22 protein-coding genes and 2 pseudogenes are annotated in these 25,961 nt (G+C 62.6%); 10 read left to right on the forward strand and 14 right to left on the reverse strand.

Annotation, left to right across the window (positions count from 1 at the left end; genetic code table 11):
- Nucleotides 1–69 precede the first annotated feature (69 nt).
- Together P3T23_RS06320 and P3T23_RS06325 are read left to right on the forward strand one after the other, a co-directional pair.
- On the forward strand, nt 70–714 hold the full coding sequence (locus P3T23_RS06320) for a LysE family translocator (RefSeq protein ID WP_429315314.1): 645 nt from the start codon (nt 70–72) through the stop codon (nt 712–714).
- 452 nt (nt 715–1,166) lie between these two features.
- Nucleotides 1,167–1,532 carry a response regulator gene (locus tag P3T23_RS06325; protein WP_429315315.1) on the forward strand — a complete coding sequence of 122 codons (366 nt, stop codon included), beginning with the start codon at nt 1,167–1,169 and terminating at the stop codon, nt 1,530–1,532.
- 434 nt (nt 1,533–1,966) lie between these two features.
- Here the strand turns inward: P3T23_RS06325 and argC are convergent, their stop codons facing one another.
- The 3 genes from argC to P3T23_RS06340 form a co-directional block, all read right to left on the reverse strand.
- Nucleotides 1,967–2,914, reverse strand: a complete 948-nt coding sequence (gene argC, locus P3T23_RS06330) for an N-acetyl-gamma-glutamyl-phosphate reductase (protein ID WP_429315316.1) — start codon at nt 2,912–2,914, stop codon at nt 1,967–1,969.
- Between the two features lie 275 nt (nt 2,915–3,189).
- Complete coding sequence (locus P3T23_RS06335) at nt 3,190–3,759, reverse strand: flavodoxin family protein (protein WP_429315317.1); 570 nt, start codon at nt 3,757–3,759, stop codon at nt 3,190–3,192.
- A 251-nt stretch (nt 3,760–4,010) separates the two neighbouring features.
- Nucleotides 4,011–4,610, reverse strand: coding sequence for a YbhB/YbcL family Raf kinase inhibitor-like protein (locus tag P3T23_RS06340; RefSeq protein ID WP_429315318.1), 600 nt, complete (start codon nt 4,608–4,610; stop codon nt 4,011–4,013).
- Between the two features lie 257 nt (nt 4,611–4,867).
- Here P3T23_RS06340 and P3T23_RS06345 point away from each other — a divergent pair, with 257 nt between their 5' ends.
- Nucleotides 4,868–5,557, forward strand: a complete 690-nt coding sequence (locus P3T23_RS06345) for a response regulator (RefSeq protein ID WP_429315319.1) — start codon at nt 4,868–4,870, stop codon at nt 5,555–5,557.
- 130 nt (nt 5,558–5,687) lie between these two features.
- Here the strand turns inward: P3T23_RS06345 and P3T23_RS06350 are convergent, their stop codons facing one another.
- Nucleotides 5,688–6,374 (reverse strand): orotate phosphoribosyltransferase, encoded by a 687-nt coding sequence (locus P3T23_RS06350; protein WP_429315320.1) that lies wholly within the window; start codon nt 6,372–6,374, stop codon nt 5,688–5,690.
- A gap of 506 nt (nt 6,375–6,880) precedes the next feature.
- Here P3T23_RS06350 and P3T23_RS06355 point away from each other — a divergent pair.
- The gene (locus P3T23_RS06355) at nt 6,881–8,125 is read left to right on the forward strand and encodes an MFS transporter (protein WP_429315321.1); all 1,245 of its coding nucleotides are present in this window, start codon (nt 6,881–6,883) and stop codon (nt 8,123–8,125) included.
- Between the two features lie 299 nt (nt 8,126–8,424).
- On the forward strand, nt 8,425–10,713 hold the full coding sequence (locus P3T23_RS06360) for an NADP-dependent malic enzyme (RefSeq protein ID WP_429315322.1): 2,289 nt from the start codon (nt 8,425–8,427) through the stop codon (nt 10,711–10,713).
- A 161-nt stretch (nt 10,714–10,874) separates the two neighbouring features.
- On the opposite strand, the gene P3T23_RS06365 is transcribed toward P3T23_RS06360, so the two are convergent.
- Nucleotides 10,875–14,474: an indolepyruvate ferredoxin oxidoreductase family protein gene (locus tag P3T23_RS06365; RefSeq protein WP_429315323.1), complete on the reverse strand. Its 3,600-nt coding sequence runs from the start codon at nt 14,472–14,474 to the stop codon at nt 10,875–10,877.
- A gap of 352 nt (nt 14,475–14,826) precedes the next feature.
- Here P3T23_RS06365 and P3T23_RS06370 point away from each other — a divergent pair, with 352 nt between their 5' ends.
- A complete protein-coding gene (locus P3T23_RS06370) occupies nt 14,827–15,021 on the forward strand; it encodes a hypothetical protein (RefSeq protein WP_429315324.1) in 195 nt (64 codons plus the stop codon).
- A 174-nt stretch (nt 15,022–15,195) separates the two neighbouring features.
- Here the strand turns inward: P3T23_RS06370 and P3T23_RS06375 are convergent.
- Nucleotides 15,196–15,729, reverse strand: a pseudogene (locus P3T23_RS06375) (VOC family protein); the annotation flags it as partial.
- A gap of 2 nt (nt 15,730–15,731) precedes the next feature.
- Here P3T23_RS06375 and P3T23_RS06380 point away from each other — a divergent pair.
- A pseudogene (locus tag P3T23_RS06380) lies at nt 15,732–16,230 on the forward strand (Lrp/AsnC family transcriptional regulator).
- 91 nt (nt 16,231–16,321) lie between these two features.
- Here the strand turns inward: P3T23_RS06380 and P3T23_RS06385 are convergent.
- The 7 genes from P3T23_RS06385 to paaA all read right to left on the reverse strand — a co-directional run bounded on the left by P3T23_RS06385 (nt 16,322) and on the right by paaA (nt 21,881).
- A complete protein-coding gene (locus tag P3T23_RS06385; RefSeq protein WP_429315325.1) occupies nt 16,322–16,990 on the reverse strand; it encodes a GNAT family N-acetyltransferase in 669 nt (222 codons plus the stop codon).
- A gap of 232 nt (nt 16,991–17,222) precedes the next feature.
- Nucleotides 17,223–17,828 carry a TetR/AcrR family transcriptional regulator gene (locus tag P3T23_RS06390; RefSeq protein WP_429315326.1) on the reverse strand — a complete coding sequence of 202 codons (606 nt, stop codon included), beginning with the start codon at nt 17,826–17,828 and terminating at the stop codon, nt 17,223–17,225.
- A gap of 205 nt (nt 17,829–18,033) precedes the next feature.
- Nucleotides 18,034–19,122 (reverse strand): 1,2-phenylacetyl-CoA epoxidase subunit PaaE, encoded by a 1,089-nt coding sequence (gene paaE / locus P3T23_RS06395; protein ID WP_429315327.1) that lies wholly within the window; start codon nt 19,120–19,122, stop codon nt 18,034–18,036.
- Nucleotide 19,123: 1 nt separating this feature from the next.
- Nucleotides 19,124–19,681 (reverse strand): 1,2-phenylacetyl-CoA epoxidase subunit PaaD, encoded by a 558-nt coding sequence (gene paaD / locus P3T23_RS06400; RefSeq protein WP_429315328.1) that lies wholly within the window; start codon nt 19,679–19,681, stop codon nt 19,124–19,126.
- Between the two features lie 30 nt (nt 19,682–19,711).
- Nucleotides 19,712–20,515: a 1,2-phenylacetyl-CoA epoxidase subunit PaaC gene (gene paaC / locus P3T23_RS06405; protein WP_429315329.1), complete on the reverse strand. Its 804-nt coding sequence runs from the start codon at nt 20,513–20,515 to the stop codon at nt 19,712–19,714.
- 8 nt (nt 20,516–20,523) lie between these two features.
- A complete protein-coding gene (gene paaB, locus P3T23_RS06410) occupies nt 20,524–20,820 on the reverse strand; it encodes a 1,2-phenylacetyl-CoA epoxidase subunit PaaB (protein WP_133661226.1) in 297 nt (98 codons plus the stop codon).
- 62 nt (nt 20,821–20,882) lie between these two features.
- The gene (gene paaA, locus P3T23_RS06415) at nt 20,883–21,881 is read right to left on the reverse strand and encodes a 1,2-phenylacetyl-CoA epoxidase subunit PaaA (RefSeq protein ID WP_133661225.1); all 999 of its coding nucleotides are present in this window, start codon (nt 21,879–21,881) and stop codon (nt 20,883–20,885) included.
- Nucleotides 21,882–22,119: 238 nt separating this feature from the next.
- Between paaA and P3T23_RS06420 the strand changes: the two genes are divergently transcribed.
- The 3 genes from P3T23_RS06420 to P3T23_RS06430 all read left to right on the forward strand — a co-directional run bounded on the left by P3T23_RS06420 (nt 22,120) and on the right by P3T23_RS06430 (nt 25,619).
- The gene (locus P3T23_RS06420; protein ID WP_429315330.1) at nt 22,120–22,467 is read left to right on the forward strand and encodes a helix-turn-helix transcriptional regulator; all 348 of its coding nucleotides are present in this window, start codon (nt 22,120–22,122) and stop codon (nt 22,465–22,467) included.
- Between the two features lie 91 nt (nt 22,468–22,558).
- Nucleotides 22,559–24,175, forward strand: coding sequence for an NAD(P)/FAD-dependent oxidoreductase (locus P3T23_RS06425; protein ID WP_429315331.1), 1,617 nt, complete (start codon nt 22,559–22,561; stop codon nt 24,173–24,175).
- Between the two features lie 178 nt (nt 24,176–24,353).
- Complete coding sequence (locus P3T23_RS06430; RefSeq protein ID WP_429315332.1) at nt 24,354–25,619, forward strand: SGNH/GDSL hydrolase family protein; 1,266 nt, start codon at nt 24,354–24,356, stop codon at nt 25,617–25,619.
- A gap of 111 nt (nt 25,620–25,730) precedes the next feature.
- Here P3T23_RS06430 and P3T23_RS06435 read toward each other — a convergent pair.
- On the reverse strand, nt 25,731–25,961 hold a 231-nt coding region (locus P3T23_RS06435), incomplete at its 5' end, for a hypothetical protein (protein WP_429315333.1).

A 25,961-nucleotide genomic window follows, 5' to 3' on the forward strand; every position in this document is an offset into this window, starting at 1 on the left:
GATTCCTCGCAAAAGTGCGCGTGTCAAAGGCATAATGGCCGTCCCTTTCGTTTTCCGTTGTCGTTCGTCATGAGTCTGCACACCTGGTGGCTGTTCGTCGCCACCGTTTTTGTCGTTTCCGCCATCCCCGGTCCGAACATGCTGCTCGTGATGACGCACGGCGCACAGCACGGCCTGCGCCGTTCGGGCGCCACGATGGCAGGCTGTCTGTCGGCACTGGTGCTGATGCTCTCGGTTTCGGCGGCCGGGCTCGGTGTATTTCTCGAAGCGTGGCCGGCCATGTTCAACGCGTTGCGGCTGATCGGCGCGGCGTATCTGGTCTATCTCGGCATCAAGGCATGGCGCGCCCCGGCCGACGAGACCGCTGCCGGGCAAGCCGACGCGGGCGCCGTCACGAAGGCGGGACGCTCGCGCACGGCGTGGTCGATGTTCCGCAATGGCTTTCTGGTCGCGGGCAGCAATCCGAAGGCGATCCTGTTCGCCGCCGCGCTGCTGCCGCAGTTTATCGACGCCAGCCGGCCGACGCTGCCGCAGTTTGGCATGCTCGTCGCGACGTTCGCGGTAATCGAGGTGAGCTGGTATCTGGTCTACGCGGGCTTCGGCACACGCATCGGCGGTAAGCTGAGGAGCCGCAATGTGGCGCGGGCGTTCAACCGGCTGACGGGCGGCGTGTTCGTCGGCTTCGGCGCGATGATGGCGCTGGTGCGGCACTGACCTCAGGGTTCGCGGGCTCGGCATCGGCCTCGTGTCGCCCAAAATGCTGGAGCGCTCGCCGCATCGCGAGGCGTTCCAGATTATCGATGTGTCCGATTTCCGCACCGGCGTCGATGTGTTGTTCGTGCACGGCTCTTTGGCGGGCCGGCTTACCCGGCCGCCGACCTGCTGCGCAGCGCACTCGCCGAAAGCGGCCTCGCCATGCATCCGGAAAACCCCGTGGCGGGTCTTCGCCGGTCGCCCGGCTGAGGCAAATCCTGCGCGAGCCATTTGATGCATTGCAAGAAGCGCGACCAGATTTATCTAAAGAATGAAATTTGATCGCTGAAATGCGGATCAAAGCACATAAGTGACGCTCGAATCTGTGCGAATCTCGACGGCGCGCCCCAAATAGTGGGCACATCACGCCGCAGCACAGTCGATGACGCCGCAAAACCTCGCTGGAGACAGCAATGTGCACGCGCATCCTGCTTGCCGATCATGACGATGAAGCATTGACCGGTTTTGCGAATCTGCTTGAAGGCATGGGCTACGAAGTCGCGCCCGCACGCACCCGCGAAGAGACACTCGACGCCATCGCGCGCTACAGCCCAGACGTGGTCATTGTCGAGTGCGAGATGCCAGGCATGGACATCTCCGGCACTGCGCGCGAGTTGCGCGCCCGCAGCGCAGACCATCCACTGCTTCTGATTGCGTTGACCGGCTGGGGGCGGCCTCAGCAGCGGGACCTGATGCTGGCGGCCGGCTTCGACGTCCATCTCGTCAAGCCGGTGAGCATCGACGAGCTGCGCTTCATTCTTTCCATGACCGACGCCTGAGTGTCGCGCGAACGCAACTCTGAGTGTTTCCTCTAGTTGCGATGTTGCATCGCACCAAATGTTTTGCTACATTTACTCCTGTCTCCTCCATGTCTCCTCTGATATGGATTCAGCCCGCCCTCGTTGGTGGGCTTTTTTTTGCCCTCAACTACCCCTCGCGCTTTCGCCTGATATCCGGTGATCGACGGCACGCGCCGCTCTCCGTCAAAACTTGCGTCAAAACCGGTATGACACCGCAAGGGATCGGCCTTCGGCTCGGCTTTGGGATCGATCAAATGGAGGGATGTAGAAAAGTAATCCGGGCTATTACTGATTAATTGCCGGATTGATAATCGCGTAACACAAATGAAAGAAATAAAAAAGCCGGCTTCGAGAAAGCCGGCTCCGGGGTGTTCCAAACGCGGGACGGCAGGTGCCGTCTGCGGGGCAGGAAATCAGCGCTTCAATCCGCTTTCTTCAGGGGCGCCGATCGCCAGGTTCATGCACTGGATCGCCGCGCCCGACGCACCCTTGCCGAGGTTGTCGAGTCGCGCGACGGTGACAAAGCGATCCGCGTTGCCGAACACGAACAGATCGACGCGGTTCGTGTCGTTGTTCGCTTGCACGTCGAAGAAGCCGCTATCGAGGTTGTCGTCGGCATCGAACGGTGCGACGTGCACGAAAGCCTCGCCGGCGTAGTACTCGGCGAAGAGCGCCTGCACGTCCTGCGGTGTCGCCTGGCGTGCGAGTTGCCCGGGCGAGAAGAAGGTCGTGACGGCGAGGCCCTTGTAGAAGTTGCCGACGATCGGCGTGAACACCGGTGCCGACTTGAGCCCCGTATGCGCCGCCATCTCCGGCAGATGCTTGTGCGTGAGGCCCAGCGCGTAAGGACGCGGGCTCGAGAGCTTCGCGTTGCCGCCGGCTTCGTAGTCCGCGATCATTTTCTTGCCGCCGCCGCTGTAGCCGGTGATCGAATAGCTGTGCGCGGCGAAGTCGGCGCTGACGAGACCCGCATCGACGAGCGGGCGCATGGCCAGCACGAACGCCGACGCGTGGCAGCCCGGCACAGCAATGCGCTTCGCGGTGCGCAGGCGCTCGCGCTGCGCGCGAGCCAGTTCGGGCAGGCCATAGGCCCAGTCGGCGCTGGTGCGAAATGCGGTGCTCGCATCGATCAGCACAGTGTGGTCGTTGTCGACGAGCGAGGCCGATTCGCGCGAGGCCACGTCCGGCAAACACAGGAACGTTACGTCCGACGCATTGATGAGGCGACGGCGCTCGTCGAGGTCCTTGCGCTTCGCTTCTTCGATACGCAGGATCTCCACGTCGGCGCGTTGCGACAGGTATTCAAAAATCTTCAGGCCGGTCGTGCCTTCCTGTCCGTCGACAAATACTTTCGTGCTCATCTCGATCTCACTGGCTTGCTGGAATACGGGGGCGCCTCTGCGCGCCGGAACGCCATTTTAAGACCGTATGGCGGCGAGCGTGCACAAGCGTCGGTGAAAAAAGACGTTGCGCCGCGTAAATGACGTCGGAATGACGGCGTTGCAGATGAGATGCCTGCCGATGAAGACCGATTGAATACGCATAGGCCGGCGCGTTCAGCCGGCGTCGGTCCAGCCCCTGAGGCGCGTCAGCCTGGGCGTCGCCAGGAACAACGCGCAGGGGCAGGCTGCCCGGGTCAGCGATTGGCGGTCCAGCGGGCGGTGACGGCGGCGACGCGCGCGCCGAACACTTTTGCCGTGTCGAGGTCGCCTTGCGGCGGCGCTTCCTCCGGCGACGCATCGGCCGGGGACTGGGCCAGCAGCCCCGTGAAGCCCCCGACGTAGTTCAGGTCGTTGCGGGTCGCCGCCCTGGTGTTGGCTGGCATCATGCCCGTGCCTGCCCAGATCATGCTGTGCTGCATTGCAAGCGTGACGAAATACTGGATCGTCGAGAACTTGTCGCCATTCATCGACGCCGAGTTAGTGAACCCTGCGGCGACCTTGTCTTTCCAGTCCTGCGTGAACCACTGCTTCGAGCTTGCATCGGCGAACTTCTTGAAGTCGGCCGACGGACCGCCCATGTAGGTAGGGGCGCCGAAGATGATGCCGTCGGCGGCGTTCAGCTCCGCCCAGCCGGCATCATCGAGATCACCGACAGCAATGAGCCGCGCGTCCGCACCGGCGTCGAGGGTACCGGCGAGCACGGCTTCGGCGAGTTTTTTCGTGTGGCCATAACCGCTGTGATACACGATGACGATCTTCGACATGAGTAAGCTCCAGGAGAGAGTCGAACGGTGCGTCCCAGCCGGCGGACGTGGGCTCGACGGTTGGGCATTGCATCATATTTAACCACCGCGCTTCTCCGGCGACGCCGCTTTTGGGATAGCTGCGGGGGATGACTGAATTTCGCCTGCCGCGACAATCGGTGCTGTTTCTGCGCCGATCCGGTGCGGCGACTCAGTGAGCGACGTCCGTGCGCAAGGCCGGCCCGCCGGCGCTTCTACGCCAGACGGACGGGCTAGCGACCATATGTGACAACCATCTTTGCCGAACCGAGCGTCGCCGTGCCGATCTCGTGATCGAACATCAGTGGCGGCCGGCCCTGCGCGAGCCGCAGGTTCGAGGTGCCGAGCGCATACACGGTCACGACATAGTGGTGTGGTTTGCCAGCTGGCGGACACGGGCCGCCGTAGCCGTCGGTTTCGAAGTCGTTGCGTGCCTCAACGGCGCCGAGCTTTTGAAGGTAGCCCGACGCGCTGGCGTTCTCGGGCAACCGGTCGACGCTGGATGGAATCCCGGCAACCGCCCAGTGCCACCAGCCGCGACCGGGTGCATCCGGGTCGAGCATCGTGACGGCGAAGCTGCGCGTGCCGGCGGGCGCATCGTGCCAGGACAGTTGCGGCGAGCGGTTACCGCCTTTGCAGTCCTGGTCGAACACCTGAGCCAATGCGACGGTCCCGCCGTCATGGAAACTGGTGCTGGCCAGTCCGAATGTGCCCTCGGCGCGCGCGTGCAGGCCGGGGGCAATGACGAGTGCAATGCTGGACATCGCCAGCGCGAACGACGACAGACGGGGGCGGAGCGAAGCAGGCGATACCACGAGGCAACGCGAGCGCATGTACCGGTTCTCCTGTCAGGGTAGCGACATGGTCGCCGTCACAAGGATGATTGTCCCTATTTTGTGCCCTGGCGTCGGTTCAAGTCCAATATCCTGTTTCTTTGTGGCGATTCATTCCCCTAAAGGGCCGCCGGGCAAGGAAATCGGCTATATTCAGACGAATTGCGCTGCCGACAGAATCGCAAGCAACCCTAACCAATCAAGAACACGTGAAATGACCGGTAAATCGGCGTCGAGTGTCAGTCGAAAGGAGCGTAATGCAGGAGCAAACCAGAGTCGTTGTGGCCGATGATCATCCCGTCATCCTGTTCGGTGCCGAAACCGCATTGCTCAAATTTCCGGATATTCAGGTGGTCGCGCGCGCGCGGCAATCGACGGAACTGATCAGGATTCTGCACAGTGTGCCCTGCGACGTCCTTATCACCGACCTCGCCATGCCGGGCGGCCAGTTCGGCGACGGCCTGCCGCTGATCGGGTACCTGCGCCGCAATTTCCCCACGCTGCCAATCGTCGTACTGACCATGCTCGAGAACGCCGCGCTACTCAAGCGTCTGAGCGAACTCGGTGTCGAGTCGGTGGTGAACAAGTCGGATGATCTGGGCCACATCGGATTTGCTGTGCAACACGTCAGCCGCAGGCAGGAATACATGAGCCCTTCGGTGCGGGCGTCGCTTGAATCGTTGCGCGTCAACGCCAGCGGCAAGACAACCGAAGTCATGCTGTCGCGGCGGGAACTGGAGGTGGTGAGGCTGTTCGTGTCCGGTATGACGATCAAGGAAATTTCTGAGCAGTTGAGCCGCAGCATCAAGACAATCAGCACGCAGAAAAATACGGCGATGCGCAAGCTGGGCCTCGAGCGCGATTCGGAACTGTTTCAATATGCGCAAAGCAACGGCTTGATGAATCTGTCTTCCTACACGCCGGACGAGCACGACGCAGCCTTGTAGCCCGACCCATTGTGGAGGTGCCGCGGTATGGGCGTCGGATAACAAAAGCCGCCTGTCTGCAAGACCGGCGGCTTTCTTGTTTCTTCATGCAGGCGCGGGGTGGCCCGGCCAGAGCGAAGCGCTGCGGCGCTTACTGCGGGGCGGCCGTTGCGCCACCATGCGCGGCGGACCATTCGGCCGGTGCGTGCAGGAATTTCTCGACTTCGTCGAGCGTCTTCGTCTCGAAGTAGCCGGATTCCTTCGCGACGCGCAGCACATCCCACCACGTGGCGAGCGCGTGCAGGTCAACGTCGATGTCTTTCAGCACCGACACGCTTTCCTTGAAAATGTTGTAGTGGAACAGCACGAAGCAGTGGTTCACCTGGGCGCCGGCCGTGCGCAGCGCGTTGATGAAGTTGATCTTGCTGCGGCTGTCGGTGGTCAGGTCTTCAACCAGCAGGACGCGCTGCCCTTCAGTCAACAGGCCTTCGATCTGTGCGTTGCGGCCGAAACCCTTCGGCTTCTTGCGCACGTACTGCATCGGCACCATCAGACGGTCGGACAGCCACGCGGCGAACGGGATACCGGCGGTTTCACCACCCGCAACGGCGTCGATCTGCTCGTAACCGACGTCGCGCAGAATGGTCGCTTCGGCCATCTCCATCAGGCCACGGCGCACGCGCGGATACGAAATCAGCTTGCGGCAGTCGATGTAGACCGGGCTCGCCCAGCCGGACGTGAAGATGTACGGTTTTTCCGCGTTGAAGTGCACGGCCTGCACTTCGAGCAGCATTTTGGCGGTCGTGTCGGAGATCGTCTGGCGATCGAAGCCTGTCATGGGCGGATCCTTGGGTGTGAGCGGGGAGGGCGGGCGCACGGCCCGGTGGCGCAGCAAGCGGGGTATTTCGTGCCTTGACGGGCGGCTCGTCACGGACAACTCACCGCGTGCGACTCGTCATTCACGACTCATCGCTCACGACTCGTTACTCACGACTCGTTCTCACGAAATACGCAGCCGGGCAGTTGGAACAGGCCGGTTTGCTGCGCGCGTAGCCCAATATTTTACCCGATCCGGGCCGTTCCGAGGAGTCCCGGAACGCAGGATCGCGTTCCGGGGCATTCCAGGGCGTACCGAGGTGGCTTTCGTCGCGTATCCTGGCTTTTTGGCCAGCTTGTGACCCGCAAGGGCCGCCTTTACACTCACGCGATTTTCCGGTTTGGCCGCGTGATTCTCCGCTGCGCCGAAGCTGCCGGCGCGGCTGCGTTGCACCCGGGGCCAGCGCGACCGGATTGGCGGTCCTTCCGGCCGCAAGCCTGAATTTGCCTGTTTGACGAGAACGCCCAATGAACGTCGCTTCTTCTTCCCCCGTTTCCACGATGCCCGAACGGCGCGGCTATGCCGGCCGCGCGCTGCTTGCGTCGCTGCTCGGTTACGCGATGGATGGCTTCGACCTGCTGATCCTCGGTTTCATGCTGCCGGTGATCGCCGCCGACCTGAACCTTTCATCGACGCAGGCCGGCTCGCTCGTTAGCTGGACGCTGATCGGCGCGGTTGCAGGCGGGATCATCTTCGGCGTGCTCAGCGACTACCTTGGCCGCGTACGCATGCTCACATGGACCATCCTGATCTTCGCGGTGTTCACCGGTCTTTGCGCGCTCGCGCAAGGCTATACCGACCTGCTCGTGTACCGGACGATCGCCGGGATCGGCCTCGGCGGCGAATTCGGCATCGGCATGACGCTCGTGGCCGAAGCGTGGCCGGCGTCACAACGGGCGCGCGCGTCGTCGTATGTCGGGCTGGGCTGGCAGCTAGGCGTGCTCGCCGCAGCGCTGCTGACGCCGCTCCTGTTACCGGTCATCGGCTGGCGCGGCATGTTCGCACTCGGCCTGCTGCCGGCGATCGTGTCGTTCGTCGTGCGGCGGCGCGTCGAGGAGCCGGCGATTTTCAACGAGCGCGTGGTGCATGCGGCTGCCGGTCGAAACCGCAGGCTGCCGCTGAAACTGCTGGTCGCCGATGCACGCACCGCTCGCGCGAGCCTGGGTGTCACGATTCTCTGTTCCGTGCAGAACTTCGGCTACTACGGGCTGATGATCTGGCTGCCGAGCTATCTGTCGAAGACGTTCGGTTATTCGCTGACCCGGTCGGGTCTCTGGACGGCGGCGACCGTCGTGGGGATGGGGCTCGGCATCTGGCTGTTCGGTATCGCCGCCGACCGCTTTGGCCGCAAGCCAGCGTTCCTGTTCTATCAGGCGGGCGCGGTCGTCATGGTGTTCGTCTACGCCCATCTCGCCACGCCGTACGCGCTGTTGATCGGCGGCGCGGTGATGGGCGTGTTCGTCAACGGCATGATCGGCGGTTACGGAGCGTTGATCTCGGAACTCTATCCGACAGAAGCGCGAGCGACGGCGCAGAACGTGCTCTTCAATATCGGCCGCGCGGTGGGTGGTTTCGGGCCGGTCGCGGTCGGCGCGCTGGCCGCCAGGTTCTCGTTTGGCGCGGCACTTGGTGTGCTTGCATCGATCTACGTACTCGACATTCTGGCCACCCTTTTCCTGATCCCTGAGCGTCGCGGGGCGGCGCTCGACTGACGCGCTTCAGGTGTCCGATCCCGCAGAGGAGATGCCGCGCCGCAACATGCTGGCGCCTTTCCCAGTCTGTGTTTCGCCTATGGTTAGCTGTGTTTACCCCCACGCGTAACGCCTCCCGTGGGGTGTACACTAATCGCCCCGCGAAACGTTCTACACCGTCTTGCCCTCTGCTCAGGTTCGACGCCGCGCCCAACCGGCGCGTGTGAAACCGCCGCTGTCGATTACCCATTCGATCCAGGCGAGCGATATCCACGGTGTAGCGTATCCGGCCCAATTACCAACGTCTCGCAGGCCAGAAAATGGACGAACAACTTAAGCAAAGCGCTCTCGCATATCACCAGAATCCGAAACCCGGCAAGATTTCGGTCACCCCGACCAAGCCGCTTTCGAATCAGCTCGACCTGTCGCTAGCGTATTCGCCGGGCGTCGCAGCCGCGTGTATGGCTATCTTCGATGAGCCGCTCGACGCGCAGAAGTACACGTCGCGCGGCAACCTGGTGGGTGTGATCACGAACGGCACCGCGGTGCTGGGTCTCGGCAACATCGGGCCGCTCGCAGCCAAGCCGGTGATGGAAGGCAAGGGCTGTCTCTTCAAGAAGTTCGCGGGCATCGACGTGTTCGACATCGAGCTCAGCGAGTCCGATCCGGACAAGCTCGTCGAAGCGATCGCGATGCTCGAGCCCACCCTCGGCGGCATCAACCTCGAAGACATCAAGGCGCCCGAGTGCTTCTACATTGAAAAGAAGCTGCGCGAGCGCATGAAGATTCCGGTCTTCCACGATGACCAGCACGGCACTGCGATCATCGCGTCGGCGGCGATCCTGAACGGCCTGAAAGTGGTCGGCAAGAAGCTCGACGAAGTGAAGCTGGTCTGCTCCGGCGCGGGCGCGGCGGCGATTGCCTGTCTGGACCTGCTTGTGAACCTCGGGCTGTCGAAGAAGAATATTCTCGTCACCGATTCGAAGGGCGTCATTTACGAAGGCCGCGGCAGCCTCGATCCGTCGAAGGAACGCTACGCGGCCAACACCGAACATCGCACGCTCGCCGACGCAATCCGCGGCGCAGACGTGTTCCTCGGCTGTTCCAGCGCCGGCGTGCTGAAGCCGGAGATGGTCGCGGAAATGGGCACGCAGCCGCTTATCCTCGCGCTCGCCAACCCGGATCCGGAAATCCGCCCGGAAGAGGCGAAGAAGGTCCGCCCTGATTGCATCATTGCGACTGGCCGTTCGGACTATCCGAACCAGGTCAACAACGTGCTGTGCTTCCCGTTCATCTTCCGCGGCGCGCTGGATGTCGGCGCGACGACGATCACCGAAGAAATGAAGCTCGCGTGTGTGCGCGCGATCGCCGAGCTGGCCGAAGAAACCGACCAGGGCGATGAAGTTGCGAAGGCATACGAAGGCCATTCGCTCGAATTCGGTCCGGAGTATCTGATTCCAAAGCCGTTCGATCCGCGTCTCATCATCAAGATTGCGCCGGCGGTGGCGAAGGCTGCGATGGACTCGGGCGTCGCGACCCGTCCGATCAAGGACATGGACGCGTACCGCGAAGAGCTCGGCGCGACGGTGTATCGCACGGGCATGGTGATGCGTCCGGTGTTTGCTGCTGCGAAGTCGCAGCCGGCACGCATCGTGTTTGCGGAAGGCGAAGACGAGCGTGTGCTGCGTGCGGCGCAGTTCGTGCTGCTCGAGAAGATCGCGAACCCGATCCTGATCGGCCGTCCGTCCGTGATCGAGATGCGTCTGAAGAAGATGGGCTCGAAGCTGAAGTGCGGCGAAGACTTCGTGATCGTCAATCCGGAAGATGATCCGCGCTACCAACAGTGCTGGCAGGAGTATCACGAGATCGGCGCGCGCGAAGGCGTCACGCCGGAAGTCGCCAAGGCGGCGCTGCGCAAGTTCAACACGCTGATCGGCTCGATCCTGGTTCGCCTTGGCGAAGCGGACGGCATGATCTGCGGGATGATCGGCCAGTACAACACGCATCTGAAGTTCATCGAACAGGTGCTGGGCAAGGCCGAGAACGTCGCTAACTTCGCGGCGATGAACCTGCTGATGCTGCCGGGCCGCAACCTGTTCATCTGCGATACGTACGTGAACGAGACCCCGACCGCCGAACAGCTCGCCGACATGACGATGCTGGCCGCAGGCGAAATCGAGAAATTCGGCATTACGCCGAAGGTCGCGCTGCTGTCGAATTCGAACTTCGGCAGTGTGCCGTCGGCGTCCTCGGAACGCATGGCGGCAGCGCGCAAGCTGATCGTCGAGCGTGCGCCGCATCTGGAAATCGATGGTGAAATGCACGGCGACGCGGCGCTGTCGGAAGTGGTGCGCAAGGCTGCGTTCCCGGGCACGACGCTTTCCGGTGAAGCGAACCTGCTGATCATGCCGAACGTCGAAGCAGCGAACATCGCGTACAACCTGCTGAAGATGATCGGCGGCGAAGGCGTGACGGTCGGGCCGTTCCTGCTCGGCGCGGAAAAACCGGTGCACATCCTGACGTCGGCGGCGACGGTGCGCCGGATCATCAACATGACGGCGGTGGCTTCGGCGAACGCGAACGTCAATAAAGCTGCGGCGGCGCGTTAAAGCGGCACACTCCGGTCTGCCTGCTAAAAAAAAGAAAAAAGCCCCGCACCCGAAAGAGTGCAGGGCTCACAGGCAAGCTGGAGAGGGTTTTTTAAAGGCACGACGTTTTTACCTCGTCGTGCCTTTTTATTTACGTCGAGCTTTGCCCGCGCAGTGCTGAATCAAGCGACGTGCCGCTCGGCGCCGCCTTCGGGCGCTCGCCATTTCGCGAGCAACGCGGACCACTTCGTCCGTACGCCTTTCAGGTTGTTTTCCTTGACGTGGCCGTATCCGCGAATGCCATCGGGCAGACTTGCGAGCTCGACCGCGAGGGCCCGCTTGCCGGCCGTCAAGCCGCTGATCAGTTCACGCACCAGCGCTTCATATTCGCCGATCAGTTCGCGTTCCGTGCGGCGTTCCTCCGTCTTGCCGAACGGGTCGAGCGCCGTGCCGCGCAGGAACTTGAGTTTCGCCAGCACGTGCATCGCCTTGAACACCCACGGGCCGTATTGCTTTTTCACCAGATGACCGTGGGCGTCCTTCTTCGAGAACGCCGGCGGCGCGAGATACAGCTTGAGCTTCCAGTCGCCCTCGAAATTCGCCTTCAGTTTTTCGATGAACGCGGGATCGGCGTAAAGACGCGCGACTTCGTATTCGTCCTTGTACGCCATCAGCTTGTGCAGGTTCTTTGCGACCGCCTCGGTGAGCGGCATCTGGCCGTCGCCGACATCGAGCGCCGTTTCCGCCGCACGCACGTCCGCCACCAGCTTGCGGTAGCGCGCCGCGTAAGCATTGTTGTGATACGCGGTGAGGTAGGCCGCGCGCTTGTCGATCAGCGTGTCGAGCGCCTTCGGCGTGTGCAGCGAGATGATCTTGCCGCCTGCCGCCGATTCGGGCGTGTCGCCTTGAGCGGCCGATTGCGCGAGCTTGCGTACCGCTGCGAGATCGTGTGCCGCGCGACGGCCCCATTCGAACGCCGAGCGGTTCTTTTCGACCTGAACTGCGTTGAGCTCGATCGCGCGCATGAGCGACTCATGCGTCAGCGGCAACCAGCCGCGTTGCCAGGCGTAGCCGAGCACGAACGGGTTCGTGTAGATCGCGTCGCCAAGCAGCGCGACGGCGAAGTGGTTGGCATCGACCGTGTCGACGCCATCGTTGCCTGCCGCAGCACGCACGTCCGCTTCGGAACTGAGGCCCGGGAAGCGCCAGTTCGGGTTCTTGATGAACTCGGCGGTCGGCGTCGGCGCGCTGTTCAGCACGACGCGCGTCCGGCCGGCCTGCATCCTTGACATGCATTCGTCGCCGGCGGTTACGATCGCGTCGCAGCCGATGACGAGACTCGCTTCGCCCATCGCGATGCGGGTGGCATGGATGTCGGCGGGGTGGTTCGCGATCTGCACATGACTCATCACGGCGCCGCCTTTCTGCGCGAGGCCGGTCACGTCGAGCACCGTCACACCCTTGCTCTCCAGGTGCGCGGCCATGCCAAGCAGAGCGCCGATCGTGACGACACCCGTGCCGCCGACGCCCGTCACCAGCACGCCGTAGGGTTTGGCTAGTGTGGGAATCTCCGGTTCCGGAACGGGCGGCATCGCATCGCCCGCCACGCCCGACACCTTCGGCTTGCGCAACTGCCCGCCTTCCACGGAGACGAAGCTCGGGCAAAAGCCCTTCAGGCACGAGAAGTCCTTGTTGCAGGTCGACTGGTTGATCTGCCGCTTCGTGCCGTATTCCGTTTCCAGCGGCTCGACCGACAGACAGTTCGACTGCACGGAGCAGTCGCCGCAACCTTCGCATACCGCCTCGTTGATCACGACGCGTTTTGCCGGATCCGGATAGGTGCCGCGTTTGCGGCGGCGACGTTTTTCGGTCGCGCAGGTCTGCTCGTAGATCAGGATCGACGTGCCCGCAATTTCGCGAAGCTCGCGCTGGATCTCGTCGAGCTGGTCTCGGTGATGGATCGTCACGCCGGGCGCGAGCTGCGTCGTACCGTGGTATTTGTCCGGTTCATCGGTGACGATGACGATCTTCGCCGCACCTTCGGCGGCGAGCTGATGCGTGATCTGCGGCACGGTCAGCACGCCGTCGACCGGCTGGCCGCCCGTCATCGCGACCGCATCGTTGTAAAGAATCTTGTAGGTGATGTTCGCCCTCGACGCGATCGCCGCGCGAATGGCGAGCAGGCCGGAGTGGAAGTACGTGCCGTCGCCGAGGTTGGCGAACACATGTTTGTCGTTCGTGAACGGCGCCTGGCCGACCCACGCGACACCTTCACCGCCCATCTGGCTGAACGTGCTCGTGTTGCGGTCCATCCACACGGTCATGTAGTGGCAACCAATGCCGGCCATCGCGCGCGAACCTTCCGGCACGTTTGTCGACGTATTGTGCGGGCAGCCGGAGCAGAACCATGGCTTGCGCTCCGCTTCCACACGCGGCTTCGCGAGCGCTCGCTCCTTCGCTTCGATCACGGCGATGCGCGTCGCGATGCGCGCGCGCACATCCGATGGCAGGTCGAGCTTGTCGAGCCGCGTGGCGATTGCCTTCGCGATGATCGCCGGCGACAGTTCATAGTGCGCGGGCAGCAGCCAGTTGCCCATCGGCACCGACCATTCGCCACCTGCGCCGTCCTTTTCGTCGAACTTGCCGTAGACGCGCGGACGCTGGCCATCCGGCCAGTTGTACAGCTCTTCCTTGATCGCGTATTCGAGGATCTGCCGCTTTTCCTCGACCACCAGAATCTCTTCGAGGCCGCGCGCAAATGCGTGCGCGCCTTGCGCTTCGAGCGGCCATACGCAGCCGACCTTGTACAGACGGATGCCGATGCGCGAACAGGTTTCGTCATCGAGGCCGAGATCCGTCAGCGCCTGACGCACGTCGAGATAGGCCTTGCCCCCCGTGATGATGCCGAAGCGGGCGTGCGGCGAGTCGATCTCGACACGATCGAGCTTGTTCGCGCGCACGTAGGCGAGCGCGGCGTACCACTTGTAATCGAGCAGACGCGCTTCCTGCACGAGCGGCGGATCCGGCCAGCGGATATTGAGGCCGCCTTCGGGCATGACGAAGTCAGTCGGCAGGACGATCTCGGTGCGATGCGGATCGATATCGACCGAAGCCGACGATTCGACCACGTCGGTCACGCACTTCAGCGCGACCCACAGGCCGGAGTAACGGCTCATTGCCCAGCCGTGCAGCCCGAAGTCGAGATATTCCTGCACGTTCGACGGGAACAGCACCGGAATGCCGCATGCCTTGAAGATATGTTCGGACTGGTGGGCAAGCGTCGAGGATTTCGCCGCGTGATCGTCGCCGGCGAGCACGAGGACGCCGCCATGTGGCGACGAGCCCGCCGAATTCGCATGCTTGAACACGTCGCCGGTGCGATCGACACCCGGGCCCTTGCCGTACCACATCGAAAATACGCCGTCGTATTTCGCGCTGGGGTAGAGGTTGACCTGTTGCGAGCCCCACACGGCGGTGGCGGCGAGATCTTCGTTGACGCCCGGCTGGAATACGATCTGGTGCGCGGCGAGGTGCTGCTTCGCCTTCCACAACGACAGGTCGAATCCGCCAAGCGGGGAGCCGCGATAGCCGGAGATGAATCCGGCGGTATTGAGCCCGGCGGCCTTGTCGCGCTCCTGCTGCAGCATCGGCAGACGCACCAGCGCCTGGATGCCGCTCATGTAAGCGCGGCCGCGTTCGAGCGTGTATTTGTCGTCGAGTGTGACGGAAGATAGAGCGGCTTCGAGCGAGGCTCGCTGACCGGCGTCTAGCGGGGCATTCATTATGTGTACTCCTCCACCCAGTTTGGGATCGCCAAAACTTCTGTGCCTCGGCATCTTGTGAATGCTTCGGCCGGGGTCGCCATATTGACGGTTTTTCACCGATGTTAGCACTGGTGAAAACCCGTCGCATGGCGCGACGGATACCTGTTGGCGTCAGGCGGGCGCGTATGTTTCACCCGGTGTTCCACGCTGACCGTCACTTCAGGCCGAACGCTGTAACAAGCTGTAAAAGCTTCTCATTGGCGGAACTGGTCTTGAAATGTCGGTCTAACAGCCCACCTGTGCACAGTCTGCGCAATGCTCTACACACGGTAGAGCTTCAGGACAACAGGCAGTCAGAAAAGGAGTACGCATGAACACTCGTAACATTCAGACCTTTTTGATGGTCTCCGCTGCATTTTTCGCCATGAGCGCGCCGGTTCGGTCGAATAGCGCCAGCGTGCTCGCGACCGCGGTTAGCCGCACGACGCAGGTTGCATCGGCATGTCGGGACGCTGACGCGTTGCAGGCGGCCACTCAGGCCGAAGAGAACACCAGGCGTTCCTGACAAGCCGCCGGGCGGCTCTCATCCATTTCGCGCTGCGGCCTCCATACGGCGGTAGCGTAACGAAAAAAGGGCGAGGATCGACGATCCTCGCCCTTTTTTAACTTCCGGGCGTGCGTTGTATCGGTCTCAGGCAGCCCTTTTGCAAACGGGTTGGCTGAGACCGACCTGGAGCGTTCAGGGCTTATCCTGCACGACGCCACGGCGAATCTGATCCAGTTCGATCGATTCGAACAGCGCCTTGAAGTTGCCTTCGCCGAAGCCCTGATTGCCCTTGCGCTGGATGATCTCGAAGAAGATCGGTCCGATCTGGTTCTCGGTGAAGATCTGCAGCAGCAGGTCGTCTGGTGCGCCATCGATCAGGATCTTGCCCTTGCGAAGTTCGGCAAGCGGCTCGCCGTGGTTCGGCACGCGCCGGTCGACCAGTTCGTAATACGTGTCGATCGTATCGAGCAGCGCGATGTTCGACGCGCGCAGGCCGTCCACCGTCCGGTAGATATCGTTGCTGCCAAGCGCGATGTGCTGGATGCCTTCGCCGTGGTATGCGTCGAGATATTCCTGAATCTGACCCCCCGTCTCCGAGCCTTCCTCGTTGATCGGAATGCGGATCTTGCCGCAGGGCGACGTCATCGCCTTCGACTTCACGCCGGTCACCTTGCCTTCGATGTCGAAGTAACGCACTTCACGGAAGTTGAAGAGGCGCTCGTAGAACAATCGACCGCCGTATTCTGGCGATCCTGCAGGAGAATGGCCGGCTCTCGAACCAGGAGATCGCGGAGCGGGTGAGTCTGTCGCCAAGTCCTTGTCTGCGGCGGATTCGGCGGCTTGAAGAGAGCGGGGTGATTCGCGGGTACGTGGCGCTGCCTCGATGCGCAGCAGCTCGGGCTCGATCTGCTCGCGTACGTCAACGTGCGGCTGGAGAAACGCGGCAGTCCGCTAGCGGGCGCGCGCGGCGAGAGCACGACGACTGCGCGTCCGGGCGCGACGCACGCCGATCTCTTTCGCGCGGCCGTGCAGACATGGCCGGAAGTCGTGGCTTGCCACGCGATGACAGGGGAAATGGACTACCTGCTGCGTGTGCAGATGGAAGATATGGCGCACTTTTGGCGTTTTGTGCAGGATCAGCTGCTGCACCATCCGTCGGTGATCGACGTGAAGACGAGCTTTTCTCTCGAAAAGATCAAGGAAACGACCGCGCTGCCGATTCGCTGAGGGCGCGCCAGTTTCGGTCAGGTGCACACCTCGCGGATGGATGAAAAAGGGCGGCCAGGCCGCCCTTTCGCTTCTGGCGCCGTTACGCCATTCAGGCGGCGGCAGCAGTTGGTATCAACGATTCGAAAATCTTCGATGCGTTACGTGCCTGACGCTTGAGCGCGTAGTCGAACACGGCAGCCTGTTCCTGCAGCATCTCAGCGATGATGCTCGACTGATCGGCGGGCCTGAGCGTCAGGTAGGCATCGGCTTCGCCGTACGCGTACTCGATCTTCATGCCGGACTTCTTCGCGATGTGCATCATCGTCGAATTCCGCGACAGGCAGTGCATGTAGAGCATCGTGATGTGCGTATTGCGGCTGCGGATCGCAGCGCGCTCGAACAGCTTTGTGCCGATGCCCTGGCCGCGGGCACTTTCCAGAACGGACACGCCGAATTCCGCAGTGCGCTTGTCGCCTTCAGCCGGCAGATAGGCCAGATGGCCGACGCCGACCAGTTGCAGCTGATCGTCGAAGACGCCGAAAACGGTGTCGCGTGAAAAATCGATCGCGCGAACGTAGTTCTCGATCACACGATCCGGGACGATCTGGCCAAACCGCAGCAGCCGGTCGTCTGCGTCGAGCGCGAGAAAGTGGGTGAGCAGGCGTTCACGATCGACTGGGGTAAGTTCCCGGACAAGAGCAGGCGCGCGACCGGCAGCTGGCAGCAGCCGATCGGATGTCTCGATCAGCTCGTTGGTGCGGTTAGTGGTCTGGGTCATGTTGGGTTCTCCTTTTCGTCAGGCGGCATGATGCGCCGCAAAACGAATTCTATCGGAAGCGCAAGCCGATCACTAGGGAAAACCCGTATTCCTGTTCGAGGGCAAGTTCTAGTCCGGTTGAGACCTTAATTTATCTATTTGATTATTAACGATAATTAATTTGAACGGTCGTGCGAGACTGTGTTGTTTTGTCGCGCAGTGCTTCAATCGCCGCTATTGTTGCCGTGCGGGATCATTCGACGGAGCGCAGGCCCCGATCGACGACGTCGACAACCTGCTCCGCAAATTCCGGATATCCCAGGCGGCCGCCGGGCTTGAGCCAGGTGAAGGTCCAGTTGATCATCCCGAACACCATCATCGTGAGTGCGGTCTGGTTTTCCTTCGTTGCGCGGTCCGGGTAAGCGCGGGAAAGCTGTCGCGCAAATGCCGCGACGACATCGCGCTGGCGGTTCAGGATGATTTCGCGCTGCGCATCGACGAGATATTTGACGTCGTTCAGTAGCGCAACGTGGCGGCTGTGCGACGTTTCGTACTCGGCGAGAAAGGCCCGGATCAGTTCGGCGAAGGTTTCGCGTTCGCTCAGGCCGCGCCGCTGGCTGGAGCCTTCGACTTCCGCGATGATCAGCATCAGCCGCTTCGTGTAGCGGTCGAGCAGATCGAACAGGATCGCTTCCTTGCTCTCGTAGTAGTGGTAAAGACGCGCCTTCGACGTGCCGCTGGCTGCGGCCAGTTCGGCCATCGATGTGCTTGGGTAGCTCGTCTGCGCAAATTTTTCGGCGGCCAGGTCGAGGATCTGGTCGCGCTGGGTTTCGTGGTCTGGGGCTCGGGTACGGGCCATGATTAGCGGCAGAGAGTGGGCAACTCGGTGATGAAGAAGGGCCGCTCGCCAACCGGAACAACGTTCCGGTCGCGAGCGGCCCTTAGTGTAAGCGGATCGCGGGCAGGCTGAAAGCGGGTTGCGGTGGGCTTGTGCGGTGCGACCACCGCGACCCGCGCGCCGGACTTCCGCCGAAATCCGGCAGCGTCACGACCCCCGGCGCCACCTATCGTTCATCGTAGCTCACGACCACCCGGTCGCTCACCGGATGACACTGGCATGTCAGCACGAAACCATCGCGAATTTCGTGCTCTTCCAGGGTGTAGTTCTTCTCCATCTTCACCTCGCCCTCCAGCACCTTCGCGCGGCACGTGCAGCACACGCCGCCTTTGCACGCGTAGGGCAGCGCGAGTCCGGCGCGCAGACCGACGTCGAGCACGCTCACGCCCTGATACGGCAGGCGCAGCTTGCGCTTCTTGCCGTCGAGCACGATTTCGAGGTCGGCGGCGGGCGTGTCGTCGGTAATTTCGACAGGCGGCACGCCCGCTTGCGGCAGCGGCGTTCCGAAACGCTCGACGTGCACGTTCGCCGACGGCACGCCTGCCGCTTTCAGCGCCCCTTCGGCGGCGTTCATCATGGGCTCGGGGCCGCAGATGAATGCTTCGTCGATAGAAGCCACCGGAATCAGTGTCTCCAGAAATTCCGCGCACTTTTGCTGGTCGAGCACGCCGTTGAACAGTTCGACGTCCTGGAGATCGTCAGACAGCACGTGATACAGGACGAACCGGTTCATGAAGCGGTTCTTCAGGTCTTCGAGTTCCTCGGCGAACATGATCTGGTCGACGCTGCGGTTGCCGTACACCAGGGTGAACGTGCTGCGCGGCTCGATCTCGAGCGTCGTCTTGATAATCGCGAGCACCGGCGTGATGCCCGAGCCGCCCGAGAACGCCACATACTGCTGGCCTTGTTCTGCGTTCAGATGCGTGAAAAAGCGGCCGTCCGGCGTCATGACGTCGATCGTGTGACCGGGCTGCAGCGTGTCGAACGCGAAGTTCGAGAAGCGGCCGCCGCGCACGCGCTTGATGCCGATGCGCAGTTCGCCGTCGCGATCATAGTCGGTGACACCGACACAGATCGAGTACGAGCGGCGCGTTTCTTCGCCGTCGATATGCGTTTTCAGCGTGACGAACTGCCCTTGCGTGAAGCGATACTGCTCGCGCAGCTCGACAGGGACTTCGAAGGCGACCGAAACCGCGTCGGCGGTTTCGGGCCGCACTTCCCGGATGCGCAGCGGATGAAATTGCGGGGTAGCCATATCAGTATGGTTTGAAGTAGTCGAAGGGTTCGCGGCAGTCGATGCAGCGGTACAGCGCCTTGCAGGCCGTCGAGCCGAATTGCGCGAGCCGCTCGGTATGCGCCGAACCGCAGCGCGGGCAGGCCGGTGCGGCCATGGGACGGGGCGCGAATCGGATGACCTTTTCGCCGGCCGCGGGCGTGCTTGCGCAATTGCCGGTCGGCGGCGCGATGCCGTACGCGCGCAGTTTTTCGCGGGCGTCGGCGGTCATCCAGTCGGTGGTCCAGGCGGGCGCGAGCACCGTTGCGATCCGGTGCGGCTTAAGACCCGCTCCATCAAGCACCATGCCGATGTCCTCGGCAATCTGCGACATCGCCGGGCAACCCGAGTAGGTCGGCGTAATGACGACTTCGAGCACGCCGTCGGCAGCCCGGCGAACGTCGCGCAGGATGCCCAGTTCGCGTATCGACACGACCGGAATTTCCGGATCGGGCACGGCTTCGAGCACGGACCAGGCATGGTCGAGCGCGGCGTCCGTGGCATCCGTCGGATCGGGGCGGGCGGCGAGGGTGGCGGTCATCGTCAGGGCTCCAGGGTGGTTTGTCGATGCTTACCAGGTCGCGCCGGGATGCTGGCGCGCAATGCTTTGCATCTCAGCCAGCACGTAGCCCATATGCTCGGAATGCTCGCCGTGCTTGCCGGTGGTGATGTGTTTCACCGGTTCGGGCAGCGTCAGCGTGGCTTCGTCGAGTGCCTCGCGGACGTCGTCGAGCCATGCGGCTTCGAAGTCGGCCGTCTTAGGGCCGATGCCGGCGGCGGCGATGCTGTCTTCGACGTCATCGATGCTGAAGAACTCGCGTGTGTAGGGCAACAGATAGTCGAGCGCGGCCTGTGCGCGGCGATGCGACTCGTCGGTGCCGTCGCCGAAGCGGATCAGCCACTCGCGCGAGTGATGCAGGTGGTAGCGCGTTTCCTTGATCGACTTCGCGGCGATCGCGGCGAGCTGTTCGTCCGTCGAAGCGGTGAGCGCCGTCCACAGATGGGCCATCAGCGATGCGTACAGGAAATTGCGCACGATCGTGACCGCGTAATCCTTGTCCGCGTGCGCTGTGCCGGAGAGCGGGCCGTAGTGCGGCAACTCGGCGAGCGTGTAGTTCGCGAATTCGCGTTCGGCGCGGAAGTAGGCGTAGTCGTCCTCGGTGCGCGCGCGGCCGGTGAGCGACTTTTCGAGTTCGGCGGCGTGGGAGTAGAGCAGGCGCGCCTGGCCGATCAGGTCGAGGCTCATGTTGGCGAGCGCGATGTCCTCTTCGAGGATCGGGCCGTGGCCGGTCCACTCGGCATTGCGCTGACCGAGGATCAGCGCGGTGTCCGCGAGACGCAGCACGTACGAAAGATGTTGGGGCGTGATGTCCATGTCCGCGCTTACATGTGGTTGACTTCGTCGGGGAGCGTATAGAACGTCGGATGGCGATAGATCTTGTCGCCAGCCGGTTCGAACAGTTCGGCCTTCTCGTCGGGGGCGGACGCCGTGATCGCCGACGACGGCACCACCCAGATGCTCACGCCTTCCTGGCGGCGTGTATACACGTCGCGCGCCATGCGCAGCGCCATTGATGCGTCCGACGCGTGCAGGCTGCCGCAGTGCTTGTGGTCGAGTCCCTGCTTGCTGCGCACGAACACTTCCCAGATCGGCCATTCCTTGTTTGCTGACTTGTCCATTGCGGATCTCCTGAATCCTTGCCGGCGGTATGCCTGCGTTGATCTGTTCTCTGGCGCCGCGTTCAGGCGGCGTGCTGCTGTGCGCGCTGGCGCTGCTTTTCCGCGTGGGCGAGCGCGGCTTCGCGGACCCATGCGCCGTCGTCATGTGCCTTGACGCGGGTCGCGAGGCGTTCGCGGTTGCACGGGCCGTCGCCGTTCACGACGCGCCAGAATTCCTCCCAGTCGATCGCGCCGTAGTCGTAGTGGCCGCGTTCCTCGTTCCATTTGAGGTCGGGGTCCGGCAGCGTGACGCCGAGCACCTTCGCCTGGTCGACCGTCGCGTCGACGAATTTCTGGCGCAGATCGTCGTTCGAGATCCGCTTGATACCCCATTTCGACGACTGGTTGCTGTGGATCGAATCCTTGTCGCTCGGGCCGAACATCATCAGCACCGGCCACCACCAGCGGTTCACCGCCTGCTGGACGAGTTCGCGCTGGGTGTCGGTGCCTTTCATCATCGACAACAGTGCGTCGAAGCCCTGCCGCTGGTGGAACGACTCTTCCTTGCAGATGCGGATCATGGCGCGTGCGTACGGGCCATACGTGCATCGGCACAGCGGAATCTGGTTCATGATCGCCGCGCCGTCGACGAGCCACCCGATCACGCCGACATCGGCCCACGTGGGCGTCGGGTAATTGAAGATGCTCGAGTACTTTGCCTTGCCGCTATGGAGCGCATCGACCAGCTGGTCGCGCGACACGCCGAGCGTTTCGGCGGCGCTATACAGATAAAGGCCGTGGCCGGCTTCGTCCTGCACCTTCGCGAGCAGGATCGCCTTGCGTTTCAGGCTGGGCGCGCGCGTGATCCAGTTGCCTTCGGGCAGCATGCCGACGATCTCGGAGTGCGCGTGCTGTGAAATCTGCCGCACGAGCGTCTTGCGATAGGCGTCGGGCATCCAGTCCTGCGGCTCGATCTTGCCATCGGCTTCCATGACGGCATCGAAGCGGGATTGCTCGGGCGAACTGGCGGCGGCGTCGAGCGGGGCGACGTTGCCGGGAATGTCGAGGGATTGCGTGTACATGGTCTTAACGCTCTCGTCCTAAGTTGTGCATGTCCGGCAGTATAAACCAACCGACCGGTCGGTTAATAAATATTTTGAAGAAGGGTATGGATCGATGTCGCGGGATGCTCACGATCCCGGTTGACTCCCTCTTCGAGGGCGACATGCAAATGGGGGCCGGCATCCGCGATGGATCCCGTTTTCGGGCCGATCGCAACGCCGGTCGGGAGTATCGTGAGAGCAAAACGGATCTCATGCCATGCGTGGCGACCCTGCACGGCGGGTGTTTTCGCGTGTCCCTTTGCAAGGGTCCGTTATTTGCCTCGCTACCGGGATTACTTTGGCGGACGCCTCCGGCGTCTGCGGGTTGCAACCCATAGAATTCGTCCGCGCGTTCCAAGGGAGTACCGGACTGTCTCCGCCTCAATGGCTGTTCCAGCGTCGCATCCATCGGGCGCTGGAGTTGCTGCGCGATCCCAACCGTTCTTTCGTCGAGGTTGTGCTGCTGGCAGGGTTCTCCGATCAGGGCACTTTTGCCCGCGTATTTGTCAGGAAGACGGGGCCGAGCCCTGAGGTCTGGCGGCACAGACTGGCGTCGCGCCGCTGATCGCCCGGAGCCGCTGCCGCCACGGCGTGTCCATGAACCTATAAAATCATGGATTGGTCGCGATTGCGCGGCCCCCGCATCCCTGGTACTCATGTTACGTCTAAGCGAAGTCAAACTCCCGCTCGATCACACCGAAAGCGAGCTCGAAGCCGCGATTCTCAAGCGTCTCGCAGAACTCGGAGTGGCGGCAGACGGGCTCACCCGTTACACCGTGTTCCGTCGCGCACACGATGCGCGCAAGCGTTCCGACATCAAGCTGACGTATATCGTCGATGTCGAAGTCAGGGACGAAGCCGCTGTCATCAAGCGGATGGCCGGCAAGCCGCACTGCGGCGTGACGCCGGACATGACCTACCGCTTTGTCACCCGGGCGCCTGAGCGCAGCACGGCATTGCGGCCGGTCGTGATCGGCATGGGGCCATGCGGGCTGTTCGCGGGTCTGATCCTCGCGCAGATGGGTTTCCGTCCGATCATCCTTGAACGCGGCAAGGCGGTGCGTGAGCGGACCAAGGACACGTTTGGGCTGTGGCGCAAGAGTGTGCTCAACCCCGAATCCAATGTGCAGTTCGGGGAGGGCGGGGCCGGTACGTTTTCCGACGGCAAGCTGTACAGCCAGATCAAGGATCCCCGGCACTACGGCCGCAAAGTGCTCGACGAGTTCGTCAGGGCGGGAGCGCCGGAAGACATTCTCTATCTGAGCCGGCCGCATATCGGTACATTCCGTCTCGTCAGCATGGTGGAAAAAATGCGCGCCACCATCCACCAGCTGGGCGGTGAAGTGCGCTTCGAGACCCGGGTCGACGACATCGAAATCGAACAGGGCAAGGTGCGTGGGCTGGTGCTGTCGAACGGCGAGACCCTGCGCTGCGATCATGTGGTGCTGGCCGTGGGACACAGCGCCCGCGATACCTTCGAGATGCTGCACGGCCGTGGCGTTTTTATCGAAGCAAAGCCGTTCTCGCTGGGTTTTCGGATCGAGCACCCACAAGGACTGATCGATCGCAGCCGCTTTGGCAAGTTCGCCGGTCACAAGGAACTCGGCGCGGCGGACTACAAGGTCGTCCATCATTGCAGCAACGGGCGCTCGGTCTACAGCTTTTGCATGTGCCCGGGCGGCACGGTGGTCGCTGCAACCTCTGAGCCTGGCCGTGTGGTGACCAACGGCATGAGCCAGTATTCCCGGGCTGAGCGTAACGCCAATGCCGGGATTGTCGTCGGCATCACGCCGGACGACTATCCGGGCGGCCCGCTTGCGGGCATCGCGTTCCAGCGCAAGTGGGAAGAGCGGGCGTTCGAGTTGGGCGGCGGGAATTACTGTGCGCCGGGGCAGCTGGTCGGTGACTTCATAGCGGGCCGGCCGTCCACATCGCTGGGCTCTGTGGTGCCGTCCTACAAGCCGGGCGTCCATCCGACCGATCTCAGCACCGCGCTGCCCGATTATGTGATCGAAGCCATCCGCGAGGCGTTGCCTGAAATCGACAGGAAGATCTCCGGCTTCGCCATGCACGACGCTGTGCTCACGGGTGTGGAGACCCGGACTTCATCGCCGATCCGGGTCCGCCGGAAAGACAATTTCCAGAGCATGAATGTTGAAGGGCTGTATCCGGCTGGCGAAGGTGCGGGATATGCCGGTGGCATTTATTCGGCGGCCATCGATGGGATTGAAGTGGCGGAAGCGCTGGCGCTGGACATGATGTCGGCGTCGTGAATCGAGCCTTTCATGCCCGGTAGCGCGGCGTCGGATGGGGCGGCCTGCGCAGGGATGGACCACTTAGGCATGTCGTTTTTCGTCCGGCAGCTCTTTTCGTGACGTGATCGCGCCGCTGCGCCGTCGGGCCGCGGCCGATCGGGCACAATGGGCGCTTTGCTTTCGACCGATCATCCGAATGAGCCTCCGTACGCTGGTTGCCGCCTGTGGCGCCGTTCTGCTCTCCCAGTTTGCAATCCCCTCAGTCTCCGTTGCCGCCGATACCCCCGGGCATTGGGTCACCGCCTGGGCTACCGCGCTTCAGCCGATTCCCCAGCGAGCCGACTTACCACCCTTGTACCGCGCTCCGGACGTCGCGGGGCGCACGGTAAGACAGATCGTTTATCCGACGCTGTCCGGGAGCGCCGTTCGCTTGCACATCAGTAACGAATACGGCAAGGAACCCCTCGTCATCGAGGATCTGCGGCTCAGCCGTTCGGCCGGGGGCGCCGCGGTGCAAGGCGGCGGCGTTCGTGTCACCTTTGGCGGAAAAACGTCGGCGAGTGTGCCCGCCGGTGGTGCGATGGAGAGCGATGCCGTGCCTGTCGATATCGTCGGTGGCGCGCCGTATGTGATCAGCTCGTACATGGGGCCGGACCAGCGGCTCGCAGCGTGGCATCGCGTTTCAAACCAGGTCAATTACGTTTCTACGCCGGGCAATCATGCGGGCGATTCGGCGGGCGATGCGTTTCGTGCGCGGTTTACGCAATATGCGTGGGTGACGGGCCTGTCGGTGGATGCGCCGGCGGCCGTTGCTGTTGCAGCGATCGGCGACTCGATCACCGACGGAATGCGTTCGAGCCTGAACCTGAACCGCCGCTGGCCGGATGCGTTTGCGCGCAAACTTGCCCACTCGGGTGACCGGTCGGTCGCGGTCGTCAATCTTGGTATCAGCGGAAATCGCTTGCTTAGTGACTCACCGTGCTACGGTGACGCTTTGGTCAAGCGATTCGACCGCGATGTGCTCGAACGCCCGGGAGTAAAAACGGCGATCGTGCTGGTCGGCATCAACGACATCAATTTTGCCGCCATGCCGCCTCGCGCCGGACTGGATTGTGATTCTCCTCACACGCCGGTGAGTGCCGCCGCTTTGATCGATGGTTATCAGAGGGTTATCGCCGCAGCTCACCAGCACGGCGTCCGGGTTTTTGGGGCCACGCTGACGCCGGCCGCGCTTCCTCCGCAGCGGGAAAGCATCAGGCTGGCTGTCAATCAGTGGATCCGGGCGGGGCACGCGTTCGACGGTGTCGTTGATTTCGACGCCGCATTGCGTGACCCGGCGCGACCTGAAAGCCTGCAACGCACTTACGACAGTGGCGATCACATTCATCCGAGCGATGCTGGCTACGCGGCGATGGCCGATGCGATGCCGATCGAGGCGGTCATGAGTGCGGCGCGGAAATGAGGGGCAAAAAAGATTTGCCTTATTCGCTTGTCGTCAGGGGGATGTTCGCCTACTATTCGCCTCCTCGTTTGCGAACGAGAGCCGCTGCGGAAACCAGCGGCCGCAACGTCATCAGGTTTTAAGCGAAAGCAAAAAATGTTGTTGACGAAGCGAAAGAGTTGCTACATAATCTCGTTTCTCTGCTGCTGATGCAGCGACGCAGGGCGGGGCGGTGCCGGAGGGTGGTCTGACCGGTGCGGCGCGCGACGCGGATCGATCTTTAAAAATTAACAGCCGATAAGTGTGGGCGCTTGATGGCGGCGCGCTGGCGGGCTCTTCGGGGCCGGTCAGGACAGGCGAAGG

This window comes from Paraburkholderia sp. GAS448 (genome assembly GCF_050435685.1).
Lineage (GTDB): Bacteria > Pseudomonadota > Gammaproteobacteria > Burkholderiales > Burkholderiaceae > Paraburkholderia.